Source organism: Saccharopolyspora soli, assembly GCF_022678645.1.
Classification (GTDB): Bacteria; Actinomycetota; Actinomycetes; order Mycobacteriales; family Pseudonocardiaceae; genus Saccharopolyspora; species Saccharopolyspora soli.
In genome coordinates this window covers 188,180-210,233 of record NZ_JALBWV010000006.1, presented here as the reverse complement: position 1 = coordinate 210,233, position 22,054 = coordinate 188,180, and the positions used below count along the sequence as shown (strand labels likewise).

Sequence of the window (22,054 nt, the reverse complement as noted above, 5' to 3'; positions counted from 1 at the left end):
CAGGGTACTTGGTGGTTCTTCGCCCGGTCAAAACGGGTCCTCGGTACTCGCTCGGACGTTTCTGACCTGGCATGTCGCCGCGAACAGAATAGCGAATGCCGAGTGCGGTACCCGCGCGCCCCCGGACAGCGCTGCGGCCCCGGCGATCGCCGGGGCCGCGGTCGGCTTTCAGCAGGTCGGCTCAGCCACCGAAACGGCCAGCGTTCTTCTTCTCACCGGCCTGGAAGGACTCGTTGGCGGCGCCAACGGCCATGCCCATCTTGGCGGCGGTCTCCTGCATCCGAGCCGCCTCCTCGTCCCAGGTCTTCTGCGCCTCCTGGTAGGCGGCCACGGCCTCGCCTTCCCAGGTGGCGACCAGCTTCTGGATCTTGCCCTCCAGGTCGTCCAGCTCGCCCTGGATCTTCTGGGCGGCGGACTGGAGGTCGTCGGAAGCCTGCTGCAGCTCCGCGAAGTTGACCTGAATCTCGCTCATTGCTTATCCCCTCGAATGCGTGGTGGTCCAGAATGTGGTTACTGCGATCAGTGACTGTCGGGTCAGCCTTCGAGCATGCTCGTGATCTTGGAGATCTCCTGCGCCTGCTCCTCCTGGACCTGGGCGTAGTCCTGACCGGAGCTCTGCACGTTCTGGCCCAGCTCGTCCAGCTTCTGCAGGATCTTCTTGCCGCTCTCCTCGTACTGCTCCATCAGCTTGCGGAAAACGTCCGCAGCCGCGCCCTTCCAGTTCGCGACCGGGCCCTCCAGCTGGCCGCTCAACTGCTGGAGCGCGGCCTCGACGGCGCTGCGCGCCTCGTCGATGTCGACCGACGCCTGCTGAATCGCCTCAGTGTCTGCACCAATTCCAGCCATCTGTGGATGACCCCCTTCAAACTCGTCATCAAGTTCGGATGAACCTGCGACGCAGACATTGCCATGTCCGGTTCCACGTTGTCCTGGATTTCCGCGCAACCCGTTGCTGATGTAAACGTTGCGCGCGGAACCCCCAGGTCACCGCATGATTCGCGCTTGCGAAAAGTCCAGATCGCTGCCATCAGAAGGCGTTTGCTCTTGCGATTTCCCGGCCGATGACTCGGGCCGCGCCGGATCCGCATTCGGTTCTGCCGCGGCGAACTCCTCGACTGCCAGTCCCATCCGGGTGCGGTAAGCAACCGCCATCTCCCGTTGTTGGGTGTTGGTGGCCGACTCCGACGGTTTGCTCTTGGCGAGTTCCTTTGTGTGCCTTTGGAAATCCTCCGCGCGGTGGTGCGCTTCGCCGCGCGCCCGGCGGCTGCGGCTGACCGCGTCGGCGAGTGCGGCCCGGAATCGTCGGACGGAATCTGCTCGATCTGCCATGCCAATGCCTCCTCGCCCGACAACCACGAGCGAAATCCATTCCGCAGCGGCGAATTCACCGCTGGTTCAACGCACCTTGACCGAACCGATGACCTGTTCGCAGGCGCGCACCACGTCTTCCTTGCCGACCGCGCCGTACTTGCAACCCACGCTGACCCGGAATTGTCCTTGGTGCAGCACGTACCACTCGACCGTCGCGTCCGGCAGTTGTTCCCGGTAGTACACCACGTCCCGACCGGCAAAACTGGTGGATCCGTTGAACAGCGAGAATTGTTCGCCTTGGTCGACACGTTTCTGGTACTCGGCGCGCAGTTGCTGCACTGCGCGGTTCCGATCGGTGTCGGTGTCGAAGTTGAGCTTTCCCTCTTCGACGGCGACCAGCGCGCCTTGCGTGTCGTCCTGCGGCCCGATCAGCGTCTGCCACTTCCGCGGGTCGCCGCCGATCTGCTTCCAGTCGGCGGGATAGGAGAACTCGTAGTCGTACTGCGCGATCCGGCGGGGCGGATCATCGGGCTGCGCTTGCGGCGCGCCGCTGTTGGCCACGACCAGCGCCACGACCACCCCCGCGGCGAGCACGACCGCCACCCCGGCCCCGATGAGCCACGGCAGCTTGCGCCTCCTGGGGCGGCTGCGCTGCGCGACCGGCTTGGTCTGGTCGCTACCGCCGATCACGATGGTGCGAGCCCGGCTCAACGAGTCACCAGCGGTCACGCTCGGGCCGGTGGGATAACCGCCGGAGGGCGGCGCGGCCACCGGGTAGGAACGCACCGTCGAGGCACCCGCCCAAGCCCCAGCGGGCGCAAGTCCGCCGCTGCGGTCTGGATCCAGCCGCACCGCGCGCAGCGCGCCGCGCGCCACCACGGTCTCCGGCTGGTCCAAAGTGGTCGGTACCACGCCGGTGCTTTCGTGGATCAGCCTTGCCACCAACGGAATCCGGCTCGAACCACCGACCAGGAACACCCCGGCCAGCTGCGGCCGGGTCACACCGCCCTCGCGCAGCGTGGTCAGCACCAGGTCGGCGGCCTTGGCCAGCGGCCGGGCGATCAGCGCTTCCAGGTCGACGCGGGTGACGTGCGCGTCGGAGAACGGCGGTGGCATCGGCACGTCGGTGTAGGTGTGCCGGGACAGGGTTTCCTTGGCACCGCGGACGTCCTGCCGCAGCACCCGGCGGCGACGGCGATCGGCCATGTCGCGGCCTTCGACGAGCTTGCGCCACGCCTCGGGATCGGTGCCGGAGACGAGCGCTCCGATGTGGTCCAGCAGCGCCTGGTCGATGTCCGCGCCACCGAAGTTCGGTTCGCCGCGGGTGGCCAGCACCTGGAACGACGAGCCCTGCTTGCGCACCACGCTGGCGTCCACGGTGCCGCCGCCGAGGTCCAACACAGCCAGCGCCCCGCCGTCCGGCAGACCGTGACCGGCCGAGTGGAACACGGCCGCCGCAACCGGTTCCGGCACCATGACCAGTTCCTTGCCCAACCCGGAGGCCGCCTGGCGCAACTCCGCGGTGCGCACCGTGCCCCAGTCCGCGGGATGCGTCAGGACCAGCAGGTCGACGGCGGCGCCACCGGCGAAGCGGCGGGCCTCGCTGACCGCGCGCTGCAGCACAGCGCGGATCACCTCGCCGACCTTGAGCACGCTGCTGCCCAGCAGCAGTTCGCCCTCGTCGATGCGGCGCTTGGGGTGCGGCTCGAAGCGAGCCGGGTCGACCGCAGCCTGCCGTTCGGCCTCGTGCCCGACGAACAGCGTGCCGTCCGGTGCGGCGAACACCGCCGAAGGCACCAACGGCTGCCCGTCGATGACCACCACCTGTGGCTCGGCGCCGCCGACGGACACCACCGTGCATGTGCTCGACGTGCCGAAGTCGATCGAGACGTGCAGGGACACCCAGTACTCCTTCACCGTCACCGAAGTGCGTTCCCCGGCGACGTACGTCGTCCGACCGCCGATCGCGCGGCGCGCCGACTCCCCCCGAGCACCCTAGAGGTTAAGGGTGCGAGCGCACCAACAGTCTGCCCCTGATCGGTCGATCGGCGCGAGAACCCACCACCGAATGTAGCCTGCCGCCCGCAATTCGTGAGCGGAAACCGCCGGTCCCCACTCACGACGACGAACCGGCGCGGACTTCGCCGATCCGGTTGTCCAGGCCCGCGCCGATCTCGACTGGCCCGAGCGGCTCGATCTACCGCACGAAAAAGCCTCCCCCGCCGGAGGGGGAGGCTTTTCGCGGTCAGGTCACTCCGGTTGGATGAACGCTGTTTGGATCATCTGCGGCCCGCCGCGCAGGCTGCGGCTGACCAGGGTGCCTCGGCCGGGTGGCAGCTGGCGGGACTTGATGTTCGCCACCAGCTGGCCGTCGTCCTTGTTCGCGCTCATCGCCAGACCTGGTGCCGAGGTCTCGCGCATCTTGCCGATGATCGGCTCGTACAGCGCTCGACCGGCGCCACCGGAGTTGCGGGCCAGGATGATGTGCAGGCCCACGTCGCTGGCCTGCGGCACGAACTCCGCCAGCGGCGCGAGCGGGTTGTTGCCCTGCGGCGCCACCAGGTCGTAGTCGTCGACGATGACGAACAGCTCCGGGCCCTTCCACCAGGAGCGGTTCTTCAACTGCTCCTGCGTGACGTCCGGGCCGGGCATCCGCTTCTTCAACGCCCCGGCGACGTCCTTGACGTTGCCCTTGAGCTGGTCCGCGCTGACGGCGTACTCCAGCAGGTGCCCCGTGTCGAGGAACCCGAGCATGGTGCGCCGGTAGTCGACCAGCAGGATCAGCGCTTCCTTGTTGGTGTACCGCTCGGTGATGCCGCGGACGATGGTGCGCAGCAGCGAGGTCTTGCCCGACTCCCGCTCACCGAACGCGTAGAAGTTCGGCTCCGCGGCGAAGTCCAGGTAGACCGGGTGCAGGCCGTCCTCGTTGATGCCGATCGGCACCAGCTTCGGGTTCGGCTGCTGCTCCGGACGCGGCAACTGGTTGTGCGGCAACAGCTCCGGCAGCAGCCGGACCTGCGGCGCCGGACGTCCCTTCCAAGAGCTCTTGACCCGGTTGATCAGGTCGGCGACGCCCTCGGACACGTCGTCGTTGTACAGCTCCCAGCCCATTCGCGGCGCGCGGCGCTCGTTCTCCGCAGCCTCCAGCTCGGCGCCCACCCGGTCGCCGATGTTCTCGCTGTCCACGCGGGGCAGCGCGGTCAGGAAGTGCAGCTTCGACGCGTGCATCCCGCGACCCGGTCGACCGCCTGGCACCTTCACCGCGAACTTGCGGTCGATCTCCGACTCGCTCGGGTCACCGAGCCGCAGCTCGATCCGGGTCTGCATCAGGTCCTTCAGCGCTGGCCGGATCTCCGCCCAGCGGGCTGCCGAGACGAACACGTGGATGCCGAAACCGAGACCGTTGGAGGCCAGGTTCAGCACGTCCGGTTCCAGCGCCTCGAACTCCTCGCGGAACGCCCGCCAGCCGTCGATCATCAGGAACACGTCGCCGTACGGGTCGTCGTCGAACTCCCCGCGCCGCTTGCGGTTCCGGTAGTCGTTCATGCCCTCGACGCCCAGCTGCTGGAAGCGGCCTTCGCGCTCCGCCAACAGCGTCTTGAGCTCGGCGATGGTCCGGCGCACGGTGTCCGGGTCGCGGCGGCTGCCGAAGCCGCCGAGGTGCGGCAGGCCGCGCAGCGCCGCCATCGAACCACCACCGAGGTCGACGCAGTAGAACTGCACTTCCTGCGGGGTGTGCGTCAACGCCATCGACGCGATCATCGCGCGCATCGCGTTGGACTTGCCGGAACCGACACCGCCGACGACCGCGCCGTGCCCGGCCTGCCCGCTGAGGTCCAGCATCATCGGGTCCTGGCGCTGGTGGTACGGCACGTCGATCAGACCCACCGGCACCTGCAACCGACCGCTGCCCGCATAACCGGCCGCGGTGTAACCCCGGTCGTCGGTCTGCTGCAGCGGCGGCAACAGGGTGTCCAATGTGGGCGGTGTGTCCAGCGGCGGTAGCCACACCGAGTGCGCCGGTGGCCCTTGGCCGCGGATCTTGTCGATGACGATCTGGAAGTCGGTCGGCGCGAGGTCGTCCTTCTCCTCCTTGACCTCCGCGACGACCGGCTGCTCCGGTTCCGGCGGCTTCTCGATGAAGTCCGGGATGAAGAACCTCGGCATCTTGTCACCGGTGACCGGGGACGCGCCGCCCTTCAGCGACGGCCGCCGCCCGCTGGTCTGGTGCAGGTGCCCGGAGACGAACGCGGCGCGGAACCGCTCCATCCCGTTGGGGTGCTTCAGATATCCGTGACCACCGGTGGCGGGCAGGTCGGCGGCGTCCGGAACACCGATCGCCGCACGGGATTCCGCCGCGTTGAAGGTCTTCAGACCGATCCGGTACGACAGGTGCGAGTCCAGGCCGCGCAGCTTGCCCTCTTCCAGCCGCTGGGAGGCCAGCAGCAGGTGGACCTGCAACGAACGACCCAGTCGACCGATCATCACGAACAGCTCGGCGAAATCCGGCTGCTGGGACAGCAGTTCGGAGAACTCGTCGATGACCACGAACAGCGCGGGCAGCGGCTCCTGGCAGCGCTCGTCGCCAGCCTCGCCCATCTTCCGGTAGTCCCAGACGTTCTTCGCGCCCGCCTTGTTCAGGACTTCCTGGCGGCGGTTCATCTCACCGGCCAGCGCGTCCTGCATGCGGTCGATCAGCGAGCCGTCGCCCTCCAGGTTCGAGATGCTCGCCGACACGTGCGGCGCGGGCTCGAACCCGTTGAACGTCGCACCACCCTTGAAGTCGACGACCACGAAGTTGAGCATCGACGACGAGTGGGTGGCCATCAGGCCGAGCACGATGGTGCGCAGGAACTCCGACTTACCGGAACCGGTCGCACCGATGCACAGCCCGTGCGGGCCCATCCCGCCGGAGGCGGTCTCCTTGATGTCCAGGTGCACGATCTCGCCCTGCTCACCAGGACCGATCGCGACCCGGTACAGGTCGCTGATGGGCTTGACCCGCCACGCCTCGTTGAGGTCGAAGGTGACCACGTCACCGGCCAACCCCAGCTGCTCGACGTAGTTCAGGGGCGTGGTCAGCGGCTCGTAGCCACCGGTGTCGGTGTCCGTCGAAACCCCGCCGGCCACCCGGTACGGGGCCAGCTGGCGGGCCAGCGAGGTGGCCTCCTCGATGGTCAGCGAGTCGGGCTTGCCGAACCACTCGACGCCGCTGCCGCCGCGGGCACCGATGCGGTCCTCCTCGACGACCATCCGCATGCCGCGGCGCGCGGTGAGCTGGCCGAGCAGGTCGGACAGGTCGATCATGGTGACCCCGGCCAGGCCGCCCTCGACGAAAAGCGTTTCCTCGCGGCTGATTTCGGCATCGTCGATGATGATCACGATGTGCGGCTGGCCGTCCGGCGGTGCCGCGTTGCGCTGGAAGCGCGGACGCTCGGCCAACTCCTCGGCCAGCATCTGCTCGACAGCGCTCAGCGATCCGGCCATCAGCCGCATCTGGCCGATGCCGTCGGTCTCGGTCGGGTGCTGGGCGTGCGGCAGCCACTTCACCCATTCCCACTCGGTGCGGGCGCGACCACTGCTGGCGATCGCGATCAGCACGTCGTCCGGGGTGTGGAAGGTGGCCAACTGGCAGACCATCGCCCGCGCCAAGGCGCGGACCTGCTCCCGCTCGCCCTGCAGGCCGACCGCGGCGAATCCGCGCAGCGACGTCGCGATCGGCAGATCCGGCACCAGCGAGTGCGCCCGCACGAACCGGCGCAGCGCCAGCGTGGTGATCGGTTCCAGCTCGTCGACCGGTCCGGTCTGCGGTGGCACCAGGCGGGTTTCCAACCGCTGCGAACCGCGGCCGACCCGGACCTGGCAGAAGTCGTTGTCGTTGGGGCGCCTCTCCCACATCCGCCGACTTCCGGCGGCCATCGACCAGAGGGTCTGCGGGTCGGGGTGCACCCATTCCCGAGCGAGCCGCTGCTCGTCGGCGGCCTCGCGCGCTCGATCGCGCATCTGCCCGAGGTACCGCAGGTAGTCCTTGCGGTCCTCGTTCATCTCGGCCTTCTTCTGGCCGCCTTCCCGGCCGCCACCAGCCATCATCCCGAACGTTGAGATGAGCATCATCATCGGCATCATCATCATCATCGGGTTGTTCTGCGCCCGCTGGAGCATGAAGACCATCATTCCCAGCGAGGCGACGATCATGAGGCCGGGAAGGACCTTCTGAACGATGTTGCCCGGAATCGTCCGCGGGATCTCCGGCGGTGGTTCGAGGTGCACCTCCCCGCCCGGTGGCCTGGGAGCGGCCAGGCGTGGCGTTCGCTTGAACTGCAGCGTGCTCACCGGACGCAACAACCTTTCCGTGTCAAACGTGCTCTCGAATGTCGCAGCAGCATTCTGTACCGCTGCGGCACCACCGGCGGCGGGGTGGGCGTCGGGCGTGACCAACCAGATATGAAGTAGTTGTCACCAGTTCCACCAAACCCGTCACCCGTCGACGGTCGGTGTGGCCATACTAGGGGCGCTCTCGGACCGGGCGGGTGGGTTTGGCGAAGAAAACTCGCCTTGGTTGGATCGAGCCCAGCGACACAAATGAATGCAAGGCAATCAACCTCAGGGAGTAGGGGGCCCAAGTGGCGACCGGGACCACGGTGTTCAGCCGCGTGACGGTGGTGGCGCCTACAACTCGTATCGACCTGGCGCTTCCCGCGGACGTGTCGGTGGCGGACCTGCTGCCGATGCTGCTGGATATGGCCCGCGAGATCACCCCGGACGGCGGTTCGCGGCACGGCGGCTGGTGCCTGGCCAAGCTCGGTGAGAGCCAGCCCCTCGATCCGAGCCAGACGCTGTCCTCGCAGGGAGTCGTGGACGGCGACATGTTGCAGCTGCGGCGCAGGTCGGATGACCCGCCACCGCCGCTGTACGACGACGTCGTCGACGCGCTCGCGGAAGCGGAGCCGGGCAGTTACCGCCCGTGGACCAAGGAAACCGCCGCGAAGGTCGGACACACCGCGGGCGCCCTGGCGCTGATCGCGGCGGCCATCGGGATGGGCTTGGCCGGTCCGGCGGGAATGCTGCACCCGGGTCTGGAGCCGACCTCGTCGATCGTTTACCAGATCGTGGCCGCCGTTACCACGGCGGTTGTGGCGATCTTCGCGATCGGTGTCGGTTCGATGGTCACCCGCGCCTACGCGGCACCGACCACCGGCACCGTGATCGCCGCTGCGGGCGGACTGCCGATGGCGTTCGTCGCGGGCTTCAACATCGTGCCGGGCAACACCCTCGAACCGAGGTTGTTGCTGGGCAGCGCACTGGTGTTTATCTTCGCGTCGGTGTCGATCATGCTGATCGGCGCGGGGATCGTGACCTTCATCGCGGCTGCCACCGCAGGCGCTTTCGGCACCTTGGGCTTCATGATCGCGACGCTACTGCCCAGCGCCCCCACGGCGGGCATCGCCGCGGGCGCCGCAGCCGTGGGCCTGGCTGGTATCTCGTTGCTGCCGCGCATCACCATCCAGCTCGCCAAGCTGCCGCTGCCGCACGTGCCCGGCAGCGCCGAGGACCTCAAGGAAGACACCGGTTTTCCGGACTACCGGATGATCGAGCGGCAGACCGGGCTCGCGCACCAGTACATGACAGGCCTGATCATCGGCTGCGGTCTGGTCGCCGCCCTCGGCGCGATCCTCGCGGCCGCGGCCAGCATCTGGGGTGCGGTGTTCGCCATCGTCGTCTCGGCGGTGCTGCTGCTGCGCGGCCGCAACTACGCCAACGGCAGCCAGGCGATCGCCCTGCTGCTCAGCGGTCTGCTCTCCTCGCTGGGCGTCACCATCGGACTGCTGGTGCAGGTGGCGACCATGCCGATCGCGGTCGCGTGGGTGTTCCCGCCGCTGCTGCTGCTCGGCATCCTGTCGGTCATCTTCGGCGTGGTGTTCCCGAACCGCCGGTTCTCCCCGGTGCAGCGCCGCATGGTGGACATCCTGGAAGCCGTGCTGATCGCGCTGGTGCTGCCCTTGGCGCTGGCCGCGATGGACCTCTACATGTACATCCGCGACCTCAACCTGAACTTCTTCTAGAGGGGCGGCGTGATGCGCTCTAGGTTCTACCGCTCTCGCGGTGTGCTGCGCGGATTCGCGCTGCTCACCGCGGTGGGCGCGCTCGCGCTGGGTGGACCGACGGCACCGGCGGTCGCGCAGGCCGTCGGCCCACCGCGGCTGGACCCGACCAAACAGGCCCCTGGTGGGCTGCGGACCTTCAACTTCCCGCAGCGCCAGGGCTGCATGCAGGGCAACACCGGCAACTCCGTGATCGAGGAGAAGCCGTGGAGCCAACTGGTGCTCGGCTACGAGCAAGCCCACGACCAAGGGCTGCGGGGTACCGGGAGGACAGTCGCGGTCATCGACACCGGCGTGAACCCGCACCCTCGACTGCAGCACGGACTCCGGGCCGGACTGAGCAGCGTCCCAGGCGGCGCGACCACGGACTGCGACGGTCACGGCACGATCGTGGCCGGAATCATCGCGGCGGCCGAGGATGGGACCGGCCAGACGGGCTACGTCGGGGTCGCACCGGATGCCTCGATCCTGTCGATCCGACAGGTCTCCAGCCATTTCGTGGACGATGCGACCAACGCGACCATCGGCAACACCGAAACGATGGCCCAGGCCATCAACCTGGCGGTCAACGACAACGTCGACGTCATCAACATCTCGCAGTCGTCCTGCCAGCCGATCGCGCAGGCCAGCAACTACGGCGACGCGGGCAACCAAGAACTGCACAACGCGGTCAAGCGGGCCTACGACGCCGGGATCGTGGTGGTCGCCGCAGCCGCGAACGTCGGCGGGACGTGCCAGAAGAACCCCGCCGGTAGTCCCACGACCGCGGTGCTGCCCGCCTGGTTCGACGACTACGTGCTCACGGTCGCCTCGGTGAACCAGCAGGGTGCTCCGTCGGAGTTCACCGTGCCGGGTCCTTGGGTGGACGTGGCGGCACCGGGCGAGAACCTGATCGCGCTCGACCCTGGCTCCGGCGGTAGGGGCCTGGCCAGCCAGATCGCCACCGGCGACAACGGGCAGATGGGTCCGATCCAGGGCACCAGCTTCGCCGCGCCGTACGTGTCCGGACTCGCAGTGCTGATCAAGGAGAAGTTCGCTCGCGAGAATCGGAACCTGACCGCCCAAGAGATCATGGACCGGATCAAGGAGACGGCGCTGCACCCCGGTGGCATCAACGGGCGCAACGACATCGTCGGATACGGCATGATCGACCCGATGGCCGCGCTGGGCGACGTGATTCCGGCCGAGCACGGCAAGGCGGCACCGCCACCGCGACCGAAGCGGCTGGAAGCGGACGTCATCCCGCAGCAGGACTTCCCGGCGCTGATCATCGCGATGGGCGGCGCGGGAGCGGGCATCGCGGCGATCATCTTCACGGCGTTCCTGACCAACGCGGTCCGCAACGTCCGAGCCCGAGCCCGGCAGGCCGAGGCGCAGTCGCGAAAGCAGCAGTAGCAGCTGGAACCCGAGCGGCCCGGCATCTGTCCCCAGTGGACGGATGCCGGGCCGCTCCGCGTTCGACCGAGCCGCTCAGTTCCTCGGTTTCGGCGGCGGCGCGTCACCGACGGACGCTGTGCCGGTCTTCGGTTTCGAAGGTGGGGTGTCGGCGACCGGCGGTGTTGTCGGCTTCGGGTGGAGGGCGTCGTCGATGGAGGGGCGCGGTTTCGCGGGTTCCACGACCGATGGGATGCCCAGCGCCGGGCGAGCCGCTTGGGGCTGGGTGGGCTTGGCCGGTTCCGGGGCCTGGCCCTCGGGTTTCGCGCCGAAGACCGCCGGGGCCGCGTCGGGCGGGGTGCCGAACAGCTCCTCGGGCTTGGACTTCAACCGCGACTGGTTCCGGCGCTCCTGACCGCCCTGTTGGGCACCGCCCATCATCCCGCCCATCATGCCCATCGGCATCATGCCGCCGGACATCCCGGCAGCGGCCGCACCACCGGCCACCGCGCCGCCACCAGCGGCCGCCGCGGCGGCGGGGGGCAGCGCCGACGGCTCGGCCGCCCGCGACGTGCCACCTGGGGCGAGTTCGGCGTCGCCGCCAGGTTCCGAAGAAGCGCCCGCAGCGCCGACTCCAGCCGCGCCGCCCGCTGCGCCGCCACCAGCACCGGCCGGAGCTGCGCCAGCCGGTTCCGCGGCAGCTGGCGGCGCTGCCGCAGTGGGAGCACTGAAGTCCCAGGTCTGCGTGGGCATTCTGCGGTCGAACTGGACCGAACCGGTCGACCGGCCCGCCTCCAGGTCATCGCAGAACCGCGTGAACGCCCGGTAGGTGTCCAAAATGGACCCCGCCAGCTCACGGGCCGGTTGGGCGAGGTCAGCGAGGTGCTTGCGGGCCCGCGTGGCTCCCTCGACGGGCGCCACCAGCGCCGCCGACACCGAATCCGCTGCCTCCGCGACCAACTCGCCCAGGTCGTCCAACTGCGCCTGCACCGCATCGACGGTGTGCTCCAACGCGTCCGCCAGCGCGCGCATCGAGTCGACCAGATCGTTGCCCGCCAGGCCGACTTCCTGGATGTGCGCGAGGAACGCATCGGCGTCCGCGCCCTGCCACACCGAATCGATGCCGCCGAGCCTGCCCTGCACGTCCCCCGCGGCCTGCTCCGCGGTGTCGGCGCCCTTGCGCCACACCTGGGCGGCTTCGCGCAGGTCCTCGTGGTGCCCGACCAGATCGGCCAGGTCGGCGGGGATCGAGTGCGCGACCTCCAACTCGTCGGCGATGCGGGACAGGTAATCGAGGTGCTCGGCCACCTCGGAGCTGTTGCGCGCCACGGTCATGCCTCCTGCTTCCGCATCTCGCTGGCACTGTCGTCATCGCCGACGGTGTGGAAGTCCACGACCTCGCGCAGTTCGTCACCGGCGCGGGTCAACGTCTCACCGGCGCGGCGGTTCTGGTCCAGCAGGAAGGCGCAGACCCGCTGGTAGGCCGCCGCCGTCTCGGCCTTGCGACCGAGCTCGCCGAACACCTCCGGCGCGAGTTCCGCAGCCGCCAACTCCTGCTGCGCGGCGGTGATCTCCTCGCCAGCGGCGCGCACTTCGCGCGCATACGTCGCCAGCCATTCGATGTCGATCCGGATCCCCGACATCCGGCACCTCCCGGGTTGGTCGCTCGTGATGCTCTTCCCGCCAACGAGCCCAGAAACTGGCCTCTTATGACGATCCGCCCGCAGCTTCACCGTGTGCTGCGGGCGGATCGCTCGTTCCTCGGACGTTGGAGCCGACCAGTTCGGTTCCCGGTCGTGAGTGGCTTCGGCTGTTCTCGCGGCCGGAACCACTCACGACCGCTAGTTACCTGTCTGGGCTGCTCCAGATTGCTGCTGTTGTTGCGGGTTCTGCGGCGGGCGGTTCACGCCACCCGGCGCGACCGGGACCGAGTCGTAGGTCAGGCTCGCGTTCGCCGGGTCGAGGAAGTCGCCCTTCGGCAGGACCCGCATCAGCCAGGACGGGCCCGCCTTGATGTCTCCCGCACCACCGATCACGCCGAGCCCTTGCGCCGTCGCGACATCCTTGATGCCGTACTGCACGCCCTGGTCGGACACCAGGAAGATCGGACCGCTGTTCGCACCGGCCTCGTTCGACGCGCCGCGCACCACCGCCGCCTTGCCAGCGGGCATGTAGAAGTAGTCCACGTTCTGCCCCTGACCGTCGTACTGGGCCAGTTTGACCGCCTTGTTCGTCGGGGAGCCCTTGCGCAGGGTCACCGTGACGTTCTGGTCGCCGTTGACGTTCTTCCAGCTCAGGCACGAGGTGTCGGACTGCTGGAAGGTCACCGGCTTGGGCACCGCCATCGGGAAGTTGGTCAGGTTGAGCTGCTCCTCCTGCGGAGCGACGTCGGCTTCGGTGACCGCGCCGGTGGCGTTCGGGATGTCCCGGCTGTCGTTCTTCGCGGCGTGCAACACCGCGGCCGCACCCTCGTTGATCTCCTGCTTCCCGTTCTGCAGCAGCAGGAAGAACTCGTCCGGCTGGCCGGGAATGGTGCGCCGGACCACATCGCCAGCCTGGTACCGGGACATGTACGACAACTGCGTGCCCTGGCCTTGGACGTTGGGCACCTGCAGCGCCGGGACCTCCGGAATCGCGTTGAGCATGTTGGTGCTGATCGTCCGCGGCGTCGCACCGTTGAGCCCGAAGATGTCCAGCACGGTGCTCTGCGTGCCATCCACCTTCGACTTGACCGCGTGGGTGTGCGGGCGGCCAGGCAGGTCCTGGACCCGGTAGATCAGGTACTCCTGACCGGAGGTCTGGTCCCTGACGAACAGCGACTGGTTGGGCGCGAGTTCGGTGCCGTGGTTGCCGTCACCACCGATCACCGTCGTCTCCACCTTCGTCGCGGCCTCCACCCGAGCGGAGTTGAGGGTGTCCTGGACCTGGCCGACATCGCAGACCGCCCAGGACGGCTCCGCGGCGTTGTTGGCCTTCGGCAGGTACGTCGGCGCGTTGACCATGCCGGTCAGCGCACCGCGCGGAAAGTCGGCCAGCGCGGCCTCTTTCACCGTGGTGGGCTCGACCGGACCGCCGCCCTGCCCGCCGCCCTGCGCCATGACCAGCAGTTTCGCCGAAGCCATGTTGAGCATCGGGATCAGTCGTTTCTGCGCCTGTTCGTCAGAAGTGACGACGAAAACACTGCCGCTTTCCTTGGCGATGATGATCGACCCCGGTTCCGGGACCGAGCCCCTGCCGCCGAACAGGCCCCAAACGAGGAACCCGATTATGCCGACGGCGGCGAGCACCGCACCCGCGACCGTGGCCCGCTTGTGCGAGCCCATCGGATCGTGGAGCATCACCGCGTCTTTTCGCACCAGAGCCGACTCCATGCGGCGCAGCACGAACCGATACGCCTGAACCTGTGACTTGGTCGTGGGTGTTGATGCCATTCTTCGCCTACAGCTCTCCCGTCCGAGGTACGGTTTCGCAGGATAGTCGCAGAGAGATACCAAATGGGTGCGGTTCGACCGAGTCCGTCAGTATTCTCATCACGCGGCTTGTCGAAGAACGCGTCCCGCGCGCCGAGTGCCGCACCTGACCTGCGAGGGGGAGAGACCGAACGGATGTCCGTGACCACGCAACATCCGGCCCAGCCGACAGCTCCCGGGCCCGCCAGCCCGCCCCGCGCCCGAATCCGCGCGCGACGGCGACGCATCAACGGCGTAACGCTCGGCGGCATTCCGGCGGCCAACATCGTGCTCATCGAGGTCGGCCTCGCCATCGGCCTGATCCTCTTCCTGATCAACCAGATCCTGCTGCCGGTCGGCGCAGGGGTCGCGGTGCTGGCGCTGATCATCGCGCTGCTGCGCCGTCGCGGCCGGTGGTTCACGCAGTGGTTCGGGCTGGTGCTCGAATACCGCGGCCGCAACCACACCCGGGTTTCCCACCCGGCCAACGTCGACGCCATGGAACCGGCTGAGGACAAGGACGGCGACGGCATCATCGGCCCGGACGAGAACCACCGGGTCGCCCTGCTGCGCCTGGTCGTCGAAGACCTGGTGATCGCCCGCACCCAGGACCACGACCGCAACCCGGTCGGCATGGCCTGGCACAACGGCAAGTGGACCGCGGTGCTGATGGTCGAGCCTGCACCGTCGCTGCTGAACCCGGTTGACAACGCACCGAACCTGCCGCTGGGCGTGCTGGTTCCGTGTCTGGAAGACCGCGGGGTGGTGCTCGACGCGATCCAGGTCATCTGGCACTGCTATCCGGGAAGCGCGGCGCTGCCGTCGAATTCGCCCGCGCTGAACTCCTACCTCGAAGTCCTCGGCCGACTGCCCGCGGCCGCGCGGCGCACCACCTGGATCGCGGTCCGCCTCGATCCGCAGCGCTGCGCCAAGGCGATCGGCGAGCGCGGCGGCGGTGTTCTCGGCGCGCAGCGGGCGCTCATCGGGGCGCTGTCCCGAGTCCGCAACGCGTTGGAGCGGCGGGGCGTGCCGAGTCGCCCGCTGGACCCGGACGAACTGCTGCAGGCCGGGATCTCTTCGGCGGAGCTGCACAACGTGCTCGGCTCGCAACGACCGGTAGGGCTCAAGGAGCGGTGGGACGGCGTGACGGCCGGAGGTGTCGGGCATTCCAGCTACGCCATCACCACCTGGCCGCACCAGATGAACGACAGCCTCAACGCGCTCACCGGTATCCGCGCGCTGTCCACCAGCATCGCGCTGTCCATCTCGCCAGCAGGCGAGGAAGGTGAGGTCGGGTTGCGCGGGCTGGTCCGGGTCAGCGCCCGCACCCCCACCGAGCTGGACGCCGCCGACGAGCGGCTGAAGGCGATCAGCCACCGCCTCGGGTTGACCCTGACACCGCTGCGCGGCTCGCAACTGGCCGGTTACGCAGCGACGCTGCCGCTGGGAGGTGCGGCATGAGCCGAAGCAGAACGATCGATGTGCCCGGCAGCCAGGGCGCCGCACCGGAGTTCCTGGTCACCCCGGAAACCCTGGACACCATCAGCCCGTCCGGCGACCGCGGTGGCGTGATCATCGGTTCGGACCAGCAGGGCGAAGCGCAGGCCGCGTCGATGCTGCGGCCGTCCCCGACCCGCATGGTCACCGTCGGCGGCCTGTACCTCGCCCGGCAGCTCGCGTTGCGCGCGATGGCCACCGGCGCCTGGGTGATCGTCGCCACCGGACGACCGGCGGCGTGGAAGATGCTGGAACGGGCGGCCGGGCAGACACCGGACGGAAAGCCGGTGCCACTGGCGCAGATTCGACGGCTAGCGCCGTTCGACCTGCCCCGGTCCACTGAGGACACTCCGCTGCTGGTGGTGCACGACGGCGGCGCGGTGCCGCAAGAGCTGTTCCCGCCGCGAGCGCCGTGGCAAACCACCATGTACGTGCTGCCCTACCTGCACCCGCAGGTCAGCAGCGGTACGGCGGCGAACACTGCGGATCTGGTCCTGCTGCAACGCCTGCCGCTGAACCAGGCCCAGCTCGCCCAGCGCATCTGGAGCCTGCGAGGCCACCAGGTCCAACAGCTGACCCAGCTCAAGGACGACTCGGTGATCGCCCTCGGCAACATGACGTGGACGATGATCCGCCTGGTGACGAACAAGAAGGAACAAGAAATCCTCGGCCCAATCCGCCGAGGCGACTGATCCCCGCACACACCGCGCGCAAAAGCCCCGACCACTAGAAGCCAAGCAACGGTCGGGGCTTTTCCACGTCGGGCACCTTCTGCGCCACGATTTCGGGGTGAGGGGCACCCGTGACCCGGTTACTCGGTCACGGGTGCCCCTCACCCGGTCGCCGACGCAGCGCAGACGGCGCGGACTGCTTGGTCGGCCCGAGCTGTCTGATCGTCATCGCGGCATTGCTCTACTTCGTCGAAGTGATCTTCAACCTGCGCGTTGCGGAATCCAGCAAGTCGGTGACGATCACGCTCTCGATGTCCGTCCTGGTGTTCATCGCGATCGGATTGGCCCGCGATCCCGCTGCTGAACGTGTTGCAGGCGCACCTCGCCGAGCGGCTGCTGCGCCCCGCTTCGCCGTTGGCCGAGCGGGTTCGGGAGCTGTCCGAGTCCCGAGCCGCAGCCGTCGATGCGCAGGCTTCCGAGCTGCGCCGCATCGAGCGCGACCTGCACGACGGCGCGCAGGCGCGGCTGGTCTCGGTGCGAATGCACTCGCCAGGAGCACCGGCGATCCCGACCAGGTGCGCGAACTGGTCCGGGCATGTCCGATGCCGCGATAGCCGCGCGCCTGCTGGTCACCGACAAGGCGATCGGCAAGCACACCAACAACATCTTCGCCGAGCTCGGCCTGCCGCCATCCGACGACCACAACCGCCGGGTGATGGTGGTGCTGGCCTACCTCGAAGCCGAACCCGGCCGATCCCGGCGCACGGGTTGACACCTGTCACCGGAGGGTGCGCACGGCTCGGGTTTGGGTGGCTCTTGCTTCGAGTTCTTCGTCCGGGGGGTAGTCGATCGCCGTCAGGGTGAGACCGTGGGCTGGTGCCACCGCTGTGGTGCGGGTGGTGGACTTCAGGATTTCCGCTGGCCAGGGCGGGTTTCGGCGGCCGTCTCCGACCATCAGGAGGGTGCCCACCAGGCTGCGGACCATCGAGTGGCAGAACGCATCCGCGGTCACCTGCGCGACGATCAGGTGCCGCCCCACGCGTTCCCATTCGAAGCGCTGCAGTTCGCGCACCGTGGTGGCGCCGTCTCGCGGTTTGCAGTACGCCGCGAAGTCGTTGAGCCCCAACAACTCCTGCGCCGCCGTGTTGAGCGCGGCCACGTCCAGCGGGCGGTTCCAGGCGAGCGTGTCCCTGCGCCGCAACGGATCCACGCCCCACGGCGCGTCCGACACCTGGTAGCGATAATGCCGACGCAGCGCCGAGAACCGCGCGTCGAACGCCGGTGGCACCACTCTGGCGCCCAGCACCCGCACGTCCGGCGGCAGGATCCGGTTCCACCGGTGGACCATCCGCGCGAGGTCCGGAATCCCCTGCGCATCAACGGAAAGCCACCCGCTGTCGGTCGGGCCGTAGGGCGCCACGTCGAAGTGCACCACCTGACCCGATGCGTGCACACCGGAATCCGTCCGCCCGGCGACAACCACTGACCGCGGCACCGACCGTCCCGGCGGCTGCTTCGCCAGCGCGTCCTCCACGAGGCCCTGCACCGTCCGCTGGCCCGGTTGCCGCGCCCACCCGCAGAAATCCGTGCCGTCGTAGCTCAAGTCGAGGCGGATGCGAACGAGCCCGCCCTCCCCAGCGGGAGCGACGGGCTCGTTCGCGGCAGAACCAGGAATCAGGACTCGTCCTTCTTCTCGGCGTCCTCGGCCTTGGCCTCAGCGGTGTCCTCCGCCTTGGCCTCGGCAGCGGTGTCCTCGGCCTCGACGGCCTCCGCCGGTGCCTCGGTCACCTCGGCCTCCGGAGCCTCGGTGACCTTCGGCTCGTCCTTGGCGAACTTCGTGCCGCGAGCGGCCTCCGCCTCGGCGGTGGCGGTCTGCTCGGTCACCAACGCGATGACGGCCATCTTCGCGTTGTCACCCCTGCGCGGCATCGTCTTGATGATGCGGGTGTAACCGCCGGGGCGGTTGGCGAAGAACGGGCCGATCTCGGCGAAGAGCTTGTGCACGACGTCCTTGTCGCGGATGGTCTTCATGACCTCGCGACGGTTGTGCAGGTCGCCCTTCTTGGCCTTGGTGATCAGCCGCTCGGCGATCGGCCGCAGCCGCTTCGCCTTCGCCTCGGTCGTGGTGATCCGGCCGTGCTCGAACAGCGAAGTGGCCAGGTTGGCCAGAATGAGCCGCTCGTGCGCGGGCGACCCGCCGAGACGCGGACCCTTTGTCGGGGTGGGCATCGGTTTGCTCCTCTCAGGGCGCGCCGGTACCCCGGGCGCGCAAACACAGCTCTACAGCTGCTCTGTCTCCGCGTAGTCCTGACCGTCGTCGTAGCCGTTGTCCTCGACGGGTCCGACCGCACCGACGGTGGCTCCCTCGGAGGACCAACCCTCGGACGGGTACTCGGCCGCCGCGGCGGACGGGTCGAATCCGGGCGGGCTGTCCTTGAGCGCGAGCCCCAGCCCGGCCAGCTTCATCTTGACCTCGTCGATGGACTTCGCACCGAAGTTGCGGATGTCCAGCAGGTCGGCCTCGCTGCGCGAGACCAGCTCGCCGACGGTGTGGATGCCCTCCCGCTTGAGGCAGTTGTAGGAACGCACCGTCAGGTCGAGGTCCTCGATCGGCATCGCGTAGGCCGCGATGGTGTCGGCCTCGGCGGGCGACGGGCCGATCTCGATGCCTTCGGCGTCGACGTTGAGCTCGCGGGCGAGCCCGAACAGCTCGACGAGAGTGCGCCCAGCCGATGCCACCGCGTCGCGCGGGGTGATCGACGGCTTGCTCTCCACGTCGAGGATCAGCTTGTCGAAGTCCGTGCGCTGCTCGACCCGGGTGGCCTCGACCTTGTAGGTCACCTTCAGCACCGGCGAGTAGATCGAGTCGACCGGGATGCGGCCGATCTCGGCACCGGTCTGCTTGTTCTGCATCGCGGGGACGTAGCCGCGACCGCGCTCGACGACGAGCTCGATCTCCAGCTTGCCCTTCGCGTTGAGGGTGGCGATGTGCAGATCCGGGTTGTGCACCGTGACGCCAGCGGGCGGCACGATGTCGGCCGCGGTGACCTCACCCGGTCCCTGCTTGCGCAGGTACATCGTCACCGGCTCGTCTTCCTCGGAGCTGACGACCAGCTCCTTGATGTTCAGGATGACGTCGGTGACGTCTTCCTTCACACCGGGAATCGTGGTGAACTCGTGCAGCACACCGTCGATGCGCAGGCTGGTGACCGCCGCCCCTGGGATCGAGGAGAGCAGGGTACGACGCAGCGAGTTGCCGAGGGTGTAGCCGAAGCCCGGCTCCAGCGGCTCGATGACGAACCTGGAACGGGTCTCCGACACCGCCTCTTCGGACAGTGTGGGTCGCTGGGAGATGAGCACTTCGTTTTCCTTTCCTCACGGCGCCCGCTATTTGACGCCGATGGAATGGCGTGCCCGCACGGGGCGGGCCGGTGGCGGATTCCTGCACCGCCACCGCTGGGCGAGCCGTCGGCGACCGAACGGGCCGCCGACGGCTGCGCGTCACTTCGAGTAGAGCTCGACGATGAGCTGCTCGGTGACCGGGGTGTCGATCTGCGCGCGCTCCGGGCGCTGGTGCACCAGGATCCGCAGGTTCGAGGGCACGACCTGCAACCAAGCCGGGACCGGCCGCTCGCCGAGGGTCTCCTTGGCGATGATGAACGGCGTGGTGGGCATCGACTTCGGCTTGACGTCGATGATGTCCCACTTCGAAACCTGGAAGCTGGGGACGTTCACCTTCTTGCCGTTGACCGTGAAGTGGCCGTGGCTGACCAGCTGCCGCGCCATCCGGCGGGTGCGGGCCAGGCCAGCGCGGTAAACCACGTTGTCCAGCCGGGATTCCAGCAACTGCAGCAGGTTGTCACCCGTCTTGCCGGGACGCCGGTTGGCTTCCTCGTAGTAGTTGCTGAACTGCCGCTCCAGCACGCCGTAGGTGAACTTCGCCTTCTGCTTCTCCTGGAGCTGCAGCAGGTACTCGGTTTCCTTGATGCGCGCGCGGCCGTGCTGCCCCGGAGGGTACGGACGCCGCTCGAACGCCTGGTCACCACCGACGAGGTCAACCTTCAGACGGCGGGACTTGCGGGTCGCGGGACCGGTGTAACGAGCCATCTTTGTCTACTCCTTCCCGCGGCTCAGACCCGACGACGCTTCGGCGGGCGGCAGCCGTTGTGCGGCTGCGGGGTGACGTCCTGGATGGTGCCGACCTCAAGACCGGCGGCCTGCAGCGAGCGGATCGCCGTTTCCCGGCCCGAACCCGGACCCTTGACGAAGACGTCGACCTTCTTCATGCCGTGCTCGGCGGCCTTGCGGGCCGCGTTCTCGGCGGCCATCTGCGCGGCGAACGGGGTGGACTTGCGGGAGCCCTTGAACCCGACGTGCCCGGCCGAGGCCCAGCTGATCACCGCACCGGTCGGGTCGGTGATCGAAACGATGGTGTTGTTGAACGTGCTCTTGATGTGCGCCTGACCGTGCGCGACATTCTTCTTTTCCTTGCGCCGCACCTTCTTGACGGCGCCAGCGCGAGACTTGGGTGGCATGGTTTTAGCTGACTCCTAGCGAGGCTTACTTCTTCCCGGCCTTCTTCTTGCCGGCGACCGTCTTCTTCGGTCCCTTGCGGGTGCGGGCGTTGGTCTTGGTCCGCTGCCCGTGCACCGGGAGGTGGCGGCGGTGCCGCAGCCCCTGGTAGCACCCGATCTCGATCTTCCGGCGGATGTCGGCCTGGACCTCGCGGCGGAGGTCACCCTCGACCCGGTAGCTGCTCTCGATGAAGTCGCGCAGCTTGGTGAGCTGCTCGTCGTCGAGGTCGCGTGGGCGGGCGTCGGGCGAGATGCCGGTCGCGGAGAGGATCTCCTTCGACCGGGTCTTGCCGATCCCGTAGATGTAGGTGAGCGCGATCTCCATGCGCTTCTCGCGCGGGAGATCAACGCCGACGACCCGTGCCATCTGGCCGGTTCTCCTTCTGTTGTCCAGGTCTGCTCCCACACCGCCCCCGCGACTGGTCGCGGAGCCCCGGCCTGGTCCGGGGGTCAGTCGGCCCACTCGCGGGTCGACAGGTCGTGGGAGTTCCTACTTATCGTTTCGCGACGCTGCGCCTCAGCCCTGCCGCTGCTTGTGGCGGGCGTTGTCGCAGATCACCAGCACCCGCCCGTGACGGCGGATGACCTGGCACTTGTCGCAGATTCGCTTCACACTCGGCTGGACCTTCACGGTCGTGCTCTCCTGCTCGGACGCGTGTCCGGGTTCAACCGGACACCGTGGAGGTCACTTGTAGCGGTAGACGATGCGCCCACGGGAAAGGTCGTACGGCGAGAGCTCAACCACGACCCGGTCCTCGGGCAGGATGCGAATGTAGTGCTGGCGCATCTTGCCACTGATGTGTGCGAGGACCTTGTGGCCGTTCTCCAACTCGACTCGGAACATCGCGTTGGGAAGCGGTTCGATCACCCGACCCTCGACCTCAATGGCCCCGTCCTTCTTGCCCATGTCCTCCGCGTTTCGTGACGGTGACGGTTTTCGGACCCTTCAGGTCCCTGCCGCTGGCACCGGAGGCCCCGGCACCCGCGACGGGCACACCGCGGCCCGGCTCGAAACACCAAGTGCTTGACCCGATCCGGATACTCGAACACGGGTACTCAAGGCACAACGAACCGAC

The 22,054-nt window shown here is 68.3% G+C and carries 22 protein-coding genes; 5 read left to right on the top strand and 17 right to left on the bottom strand.

Annotated features, from left to right (window positions below):
- Window positions 1-181: 181 nt before the first annotated feature.
- The 5 genes from MOQ72_RS07045 to eccCa form a co-directional block, all read right to left on the bottom strand.
- On the bottom strand, window positions 182-472 hold the full coding sequence (locus tag MOQ72_RS07045) for a WXG100 family type VII secretion target (RefSeq protein ID WP_242181299.1): 291 nt from the start codon (window positions 470-472) through the stop codon (window positions 182-184).
- 62 nt (window positions 473-534) lie between these two features.
- A complete protein-coding gene (locus tag MOQ72_RS07040; protein WP_242181298.1) occupies window positions 535-846 on the bottom strand; it encodes a WXG100 family type VII secretion target in 312 nt (103 codons plus the stop codon).
- 138 nt (window positions 847-984) lie between these two features.
- Window positions 985-1,329, bottom strand: a complete 345-nt coding sequence (locus tag MOQ72_RS07035; protein WP_242181297.1) for a hypothetical protein — start codon at window positions 1,327-1,329, stop codon at window positions 985-987.
- A gap of 66 nt (window positions 1,330-1,395) precedes the next feature.
- The gene (locus tag MOQ72_RS07030) at window positions 1,396-3,228 is read right to left on the bottom strand and encodes a type VII secretion-associated protein (RefSeq protein ID WP_242181333.1); all 1,833 of its coding nucleotides are present in this window, start codon (window positions 3,226-3,228) and stop codon (window positions 1,396-1,398) included.
- A 333-nt stretch (window positions 3,229-3,561) separates the two neighbouring features.
- Complete coding sequence (gene eccCa, locus MOQ72_RS07025; RefSeq protein WP_242181296.1) at window positions 3,562-7,644, bottom strand: type VII secretion protein EccCa; 4,083 nt, start codon at window positions 7,642-7,644, stop codon at window positions 3,562-3,564.
- A gap of 290 nt (window positions 7,645-7,934) precedes the next feature.
- On the opposite strand from eccCa, the gene eccD reads away from it, so the two are divergent.
- On the top strand, window positions 7,935-9,374 hold the full coding sequence (gene eccD, locus MOQ72_RS07020) for a type VII secretion integral membrane protein EccD (RefSeq protein ID WP_242181295.1): 1,440 nt from the start codon (window positions 7,935-7,937) through the stop codon (window positions 9,372-9,374).
- 12 nt (window positions 9,375-9,386) lie between these two features.
- Entirely contained in the window at window positions 9,387-10,808 is a 1,422-nt protein-coding gene (gene mycP, locus MOQ72_RS07015) for a type VII secretion-associated serine protease mycosin (RefSeq protein ID WP_242181294.1), read from the top strand.
- 75 nt (window positions 10,809-10,883) lie between these two features.
- Here mycP and MOQ72_RS07010 read toward each other — a convergent pair whose 3' ends face one another.
- The 3 genes from MOQ72_RS07010 to eccB form a co-directional block, all read right to left on the bottom strand.
- Window positions 10,884-12,116 (bottom strand): WXG100 family type VII secretion target, encoded by a 1,233-nt coding sequence (locus MOQ72_RS07010; protein WP_242181293.1) that lies wholly within the window; start codon window positions 12,114-12,116, stop codon window positions 10,884-10,886.
- Between the two features lie 2 nt (window positions 12,117-12,118).
- Window positions 12,119-12,430 carry a DUF2563 family protein gene (locus MOQ72_RS07005; protein ID WP_242181292.1) on the bottom strand — a complete coding sequence of 104 codons (312 nt, stop codon included), beginning with the start codon at window positions 12,428-12,430 and terminating at the stop codon, window positions 12,119-12,121.
- 198 nt (window positions 12,431-12,628) lie between these two features.
- The gene (gene eccB / locus MOQ72_RS07000) at window positions 12,629-14,218 is read right to left on the bottom strand and encodes a type VII secretion protein EccB (protein ID WP_277953648.1); all 1,590 of its coding nucleotides are present in this window, start codon (window positions 14,216-14,218) and stop codon (window positions 12,629-12,631) included.
- 174 nt (window positions 14,219-14,392) lie between these two features.
- On the opposite strand from eccB, the gene eccE reads away from it, so the two are divergent.
- Complete coding sequence (eccE, locus tag MOQ72_RS06995; RefSeq protein ID WP_242181290.1) at window positions 14,393-15,697, top strand: type VII secretion protein EccE; 1,305 nt, start codon at window positions 14,393-14,395, stop codon at window positions 15,695-15,697.
- Entirely contained in the window at window positions 15,694-16,425 is a 732-nt protein-coding gene (locus tag MOQ72_RS06990; protein WP_242181289.1) for a hypothetical protein, read from the top strand. The genes eccE and MOQ72_RS06990 overlap by 4 nt, the downstream gene beginning before the upstream one ends.
- Before the next feature lie 306 nt (window positions 16,426-16,731).
- On the opposite strand, the gene MOQ72_RS06985 is transcribed toward MOQ72_RS06990, so the two are convergent.
- Window positions 16,732-16,950: a hypothetical protein gene (locus tag MOQ72_RS06985; protein WP_242181288.1), complete on the bottom strand. Its 219-nt coding sequence runs from the start codon at window positions 16,948-16,950 to the stop codon at window positions 16,732-16,734.
- A gap of 49 nt (window positions 16,951-16,999) precedes the next feature.
- Between MOQ72_RS06985 and MOQ72_RS06980 the strand changes: the two genes are divergently transcribed.
- On the top strand, window positions 17,000-17,176 hold the full coding sequence (locus MOQ72_RS06980) for a hypothetical protein (RefSeq protein WP_242181287.1): 177 nt from the start codon (window positions 17,000-17,002) through the stop codon (window positions 17,174-17,176).
- A 6-nt stretch (window positions 17,177-17,182) separates the two neighbouring features.
- Here MOQ72_RS06980 and truA read toward each other — a convergent pair whose 3' ends face one another.
- The 8 genes from truA to infA form a co-directional block, all read right to left on the bottom strand.
- Complete coding sequence (gene truA / locus MOQ72_RS06975) at window positions 17,183-18,007, bottom strand: tRNA pseudouridine(38-40) synthase TruA (protein ID WP_242181286.1); 825 nt, start codon at window positions 18,005-18,007, stop codon at window positions 17,183-17,185.
- A 71-nt stretch (window positions 18,008-18,078) separates the two neighbouring features.
- A complete protein-coding gene (gene rplQ, locus MOQ72_RS06970; RefSeq protein WP_242181285.1) occupies window positions 18,079-18,633 on the bottom strand; it encodes a 50S ribosomal protein L17 in 555 nt (184 codons plus the stop codon).
- Window positions 18,634-18,684: 51 nt separating this feature from the next.
- Window positions 18,685-19,764, bottom strand: coding sequence for a DNA-directed RNA polymerase subunit alpha (locus MOQ72_RS06965; protein ID WP_242181284.1), 1,080 nt, complete (start codon window positions 19,762-19,764; stop codon window positions 18,685-18,687).
- Between the two features lie 141 nt (window positions 19,765-19,905).
- Window positions 19,906-20,511: a 30S ribosomal protein S4 gene (gene rpsD / locus MOQ72_RS06960; protein WP_242181283.1), complete on the bottom strand. Its 606-nt coding sequence runs from the start codon at window positions 20,509-20,511 to the stop codon at window positions 19,906-19,908.
- Window positions 20,512-20,534: 23 nt separating this feature from the next.
- Window positions 20,535-20,939: a 30S ribosomal protein S11 gene (gene rpsK / locus MOQ72_RS06955; RefSeq protein ID WP_009948668.1), complete on the bottom strand. Its 405-nt coding sequence runs from the start codon at window positions 20,937-20,939 to the stop codon at window positions 20,535-20,537.
- A 25-nt stretch (window positions 20,940-20,964) separates the two neighbouring features.
- Window positions 20,965-21,345: a 30S ribosomal protein S13 gene (gene rpsM / locus MOQ72_RS06950; protein WP_242181282.1), complete on the bottom strand. Its 381-nt coding sequence runs from the start codon at window positions 21,343-21,345 to the stop codon at window positions 20,965-20,967.
- A 150-nt stretch (window positions 21,346-21,495) separates the two neighbouring features.
- On the bottom strand, window positions 21,496-21,609 hold the full coding sequence (gene rpmJ / locus MOQ72_RS06945) for a 50S ribosomal protein L36 (protein WP_010315372.1): 114 nt from the start codon (window positions 21,607-21,609) through the stop codon (window positions 21,496-21,498).
- Window positions 21,610-21,663: 54 nt separating this feature from the next.
- Window positions 21,664-21,885 carry a translation initiation factor IF-1 gene (gene infA, locus MOQ72_RS06940; protein WP_009948665.1) on the bottom strand — a complete coding sequence of 74 codons (222 nt, stop codon included), beginning with the start codon at window positions 21,883-21,885 and terminating at the stop codon, window positions 21,664-21,666.
- Window positions 21,886-22,054: the final 169 nt, after the last annotated feature.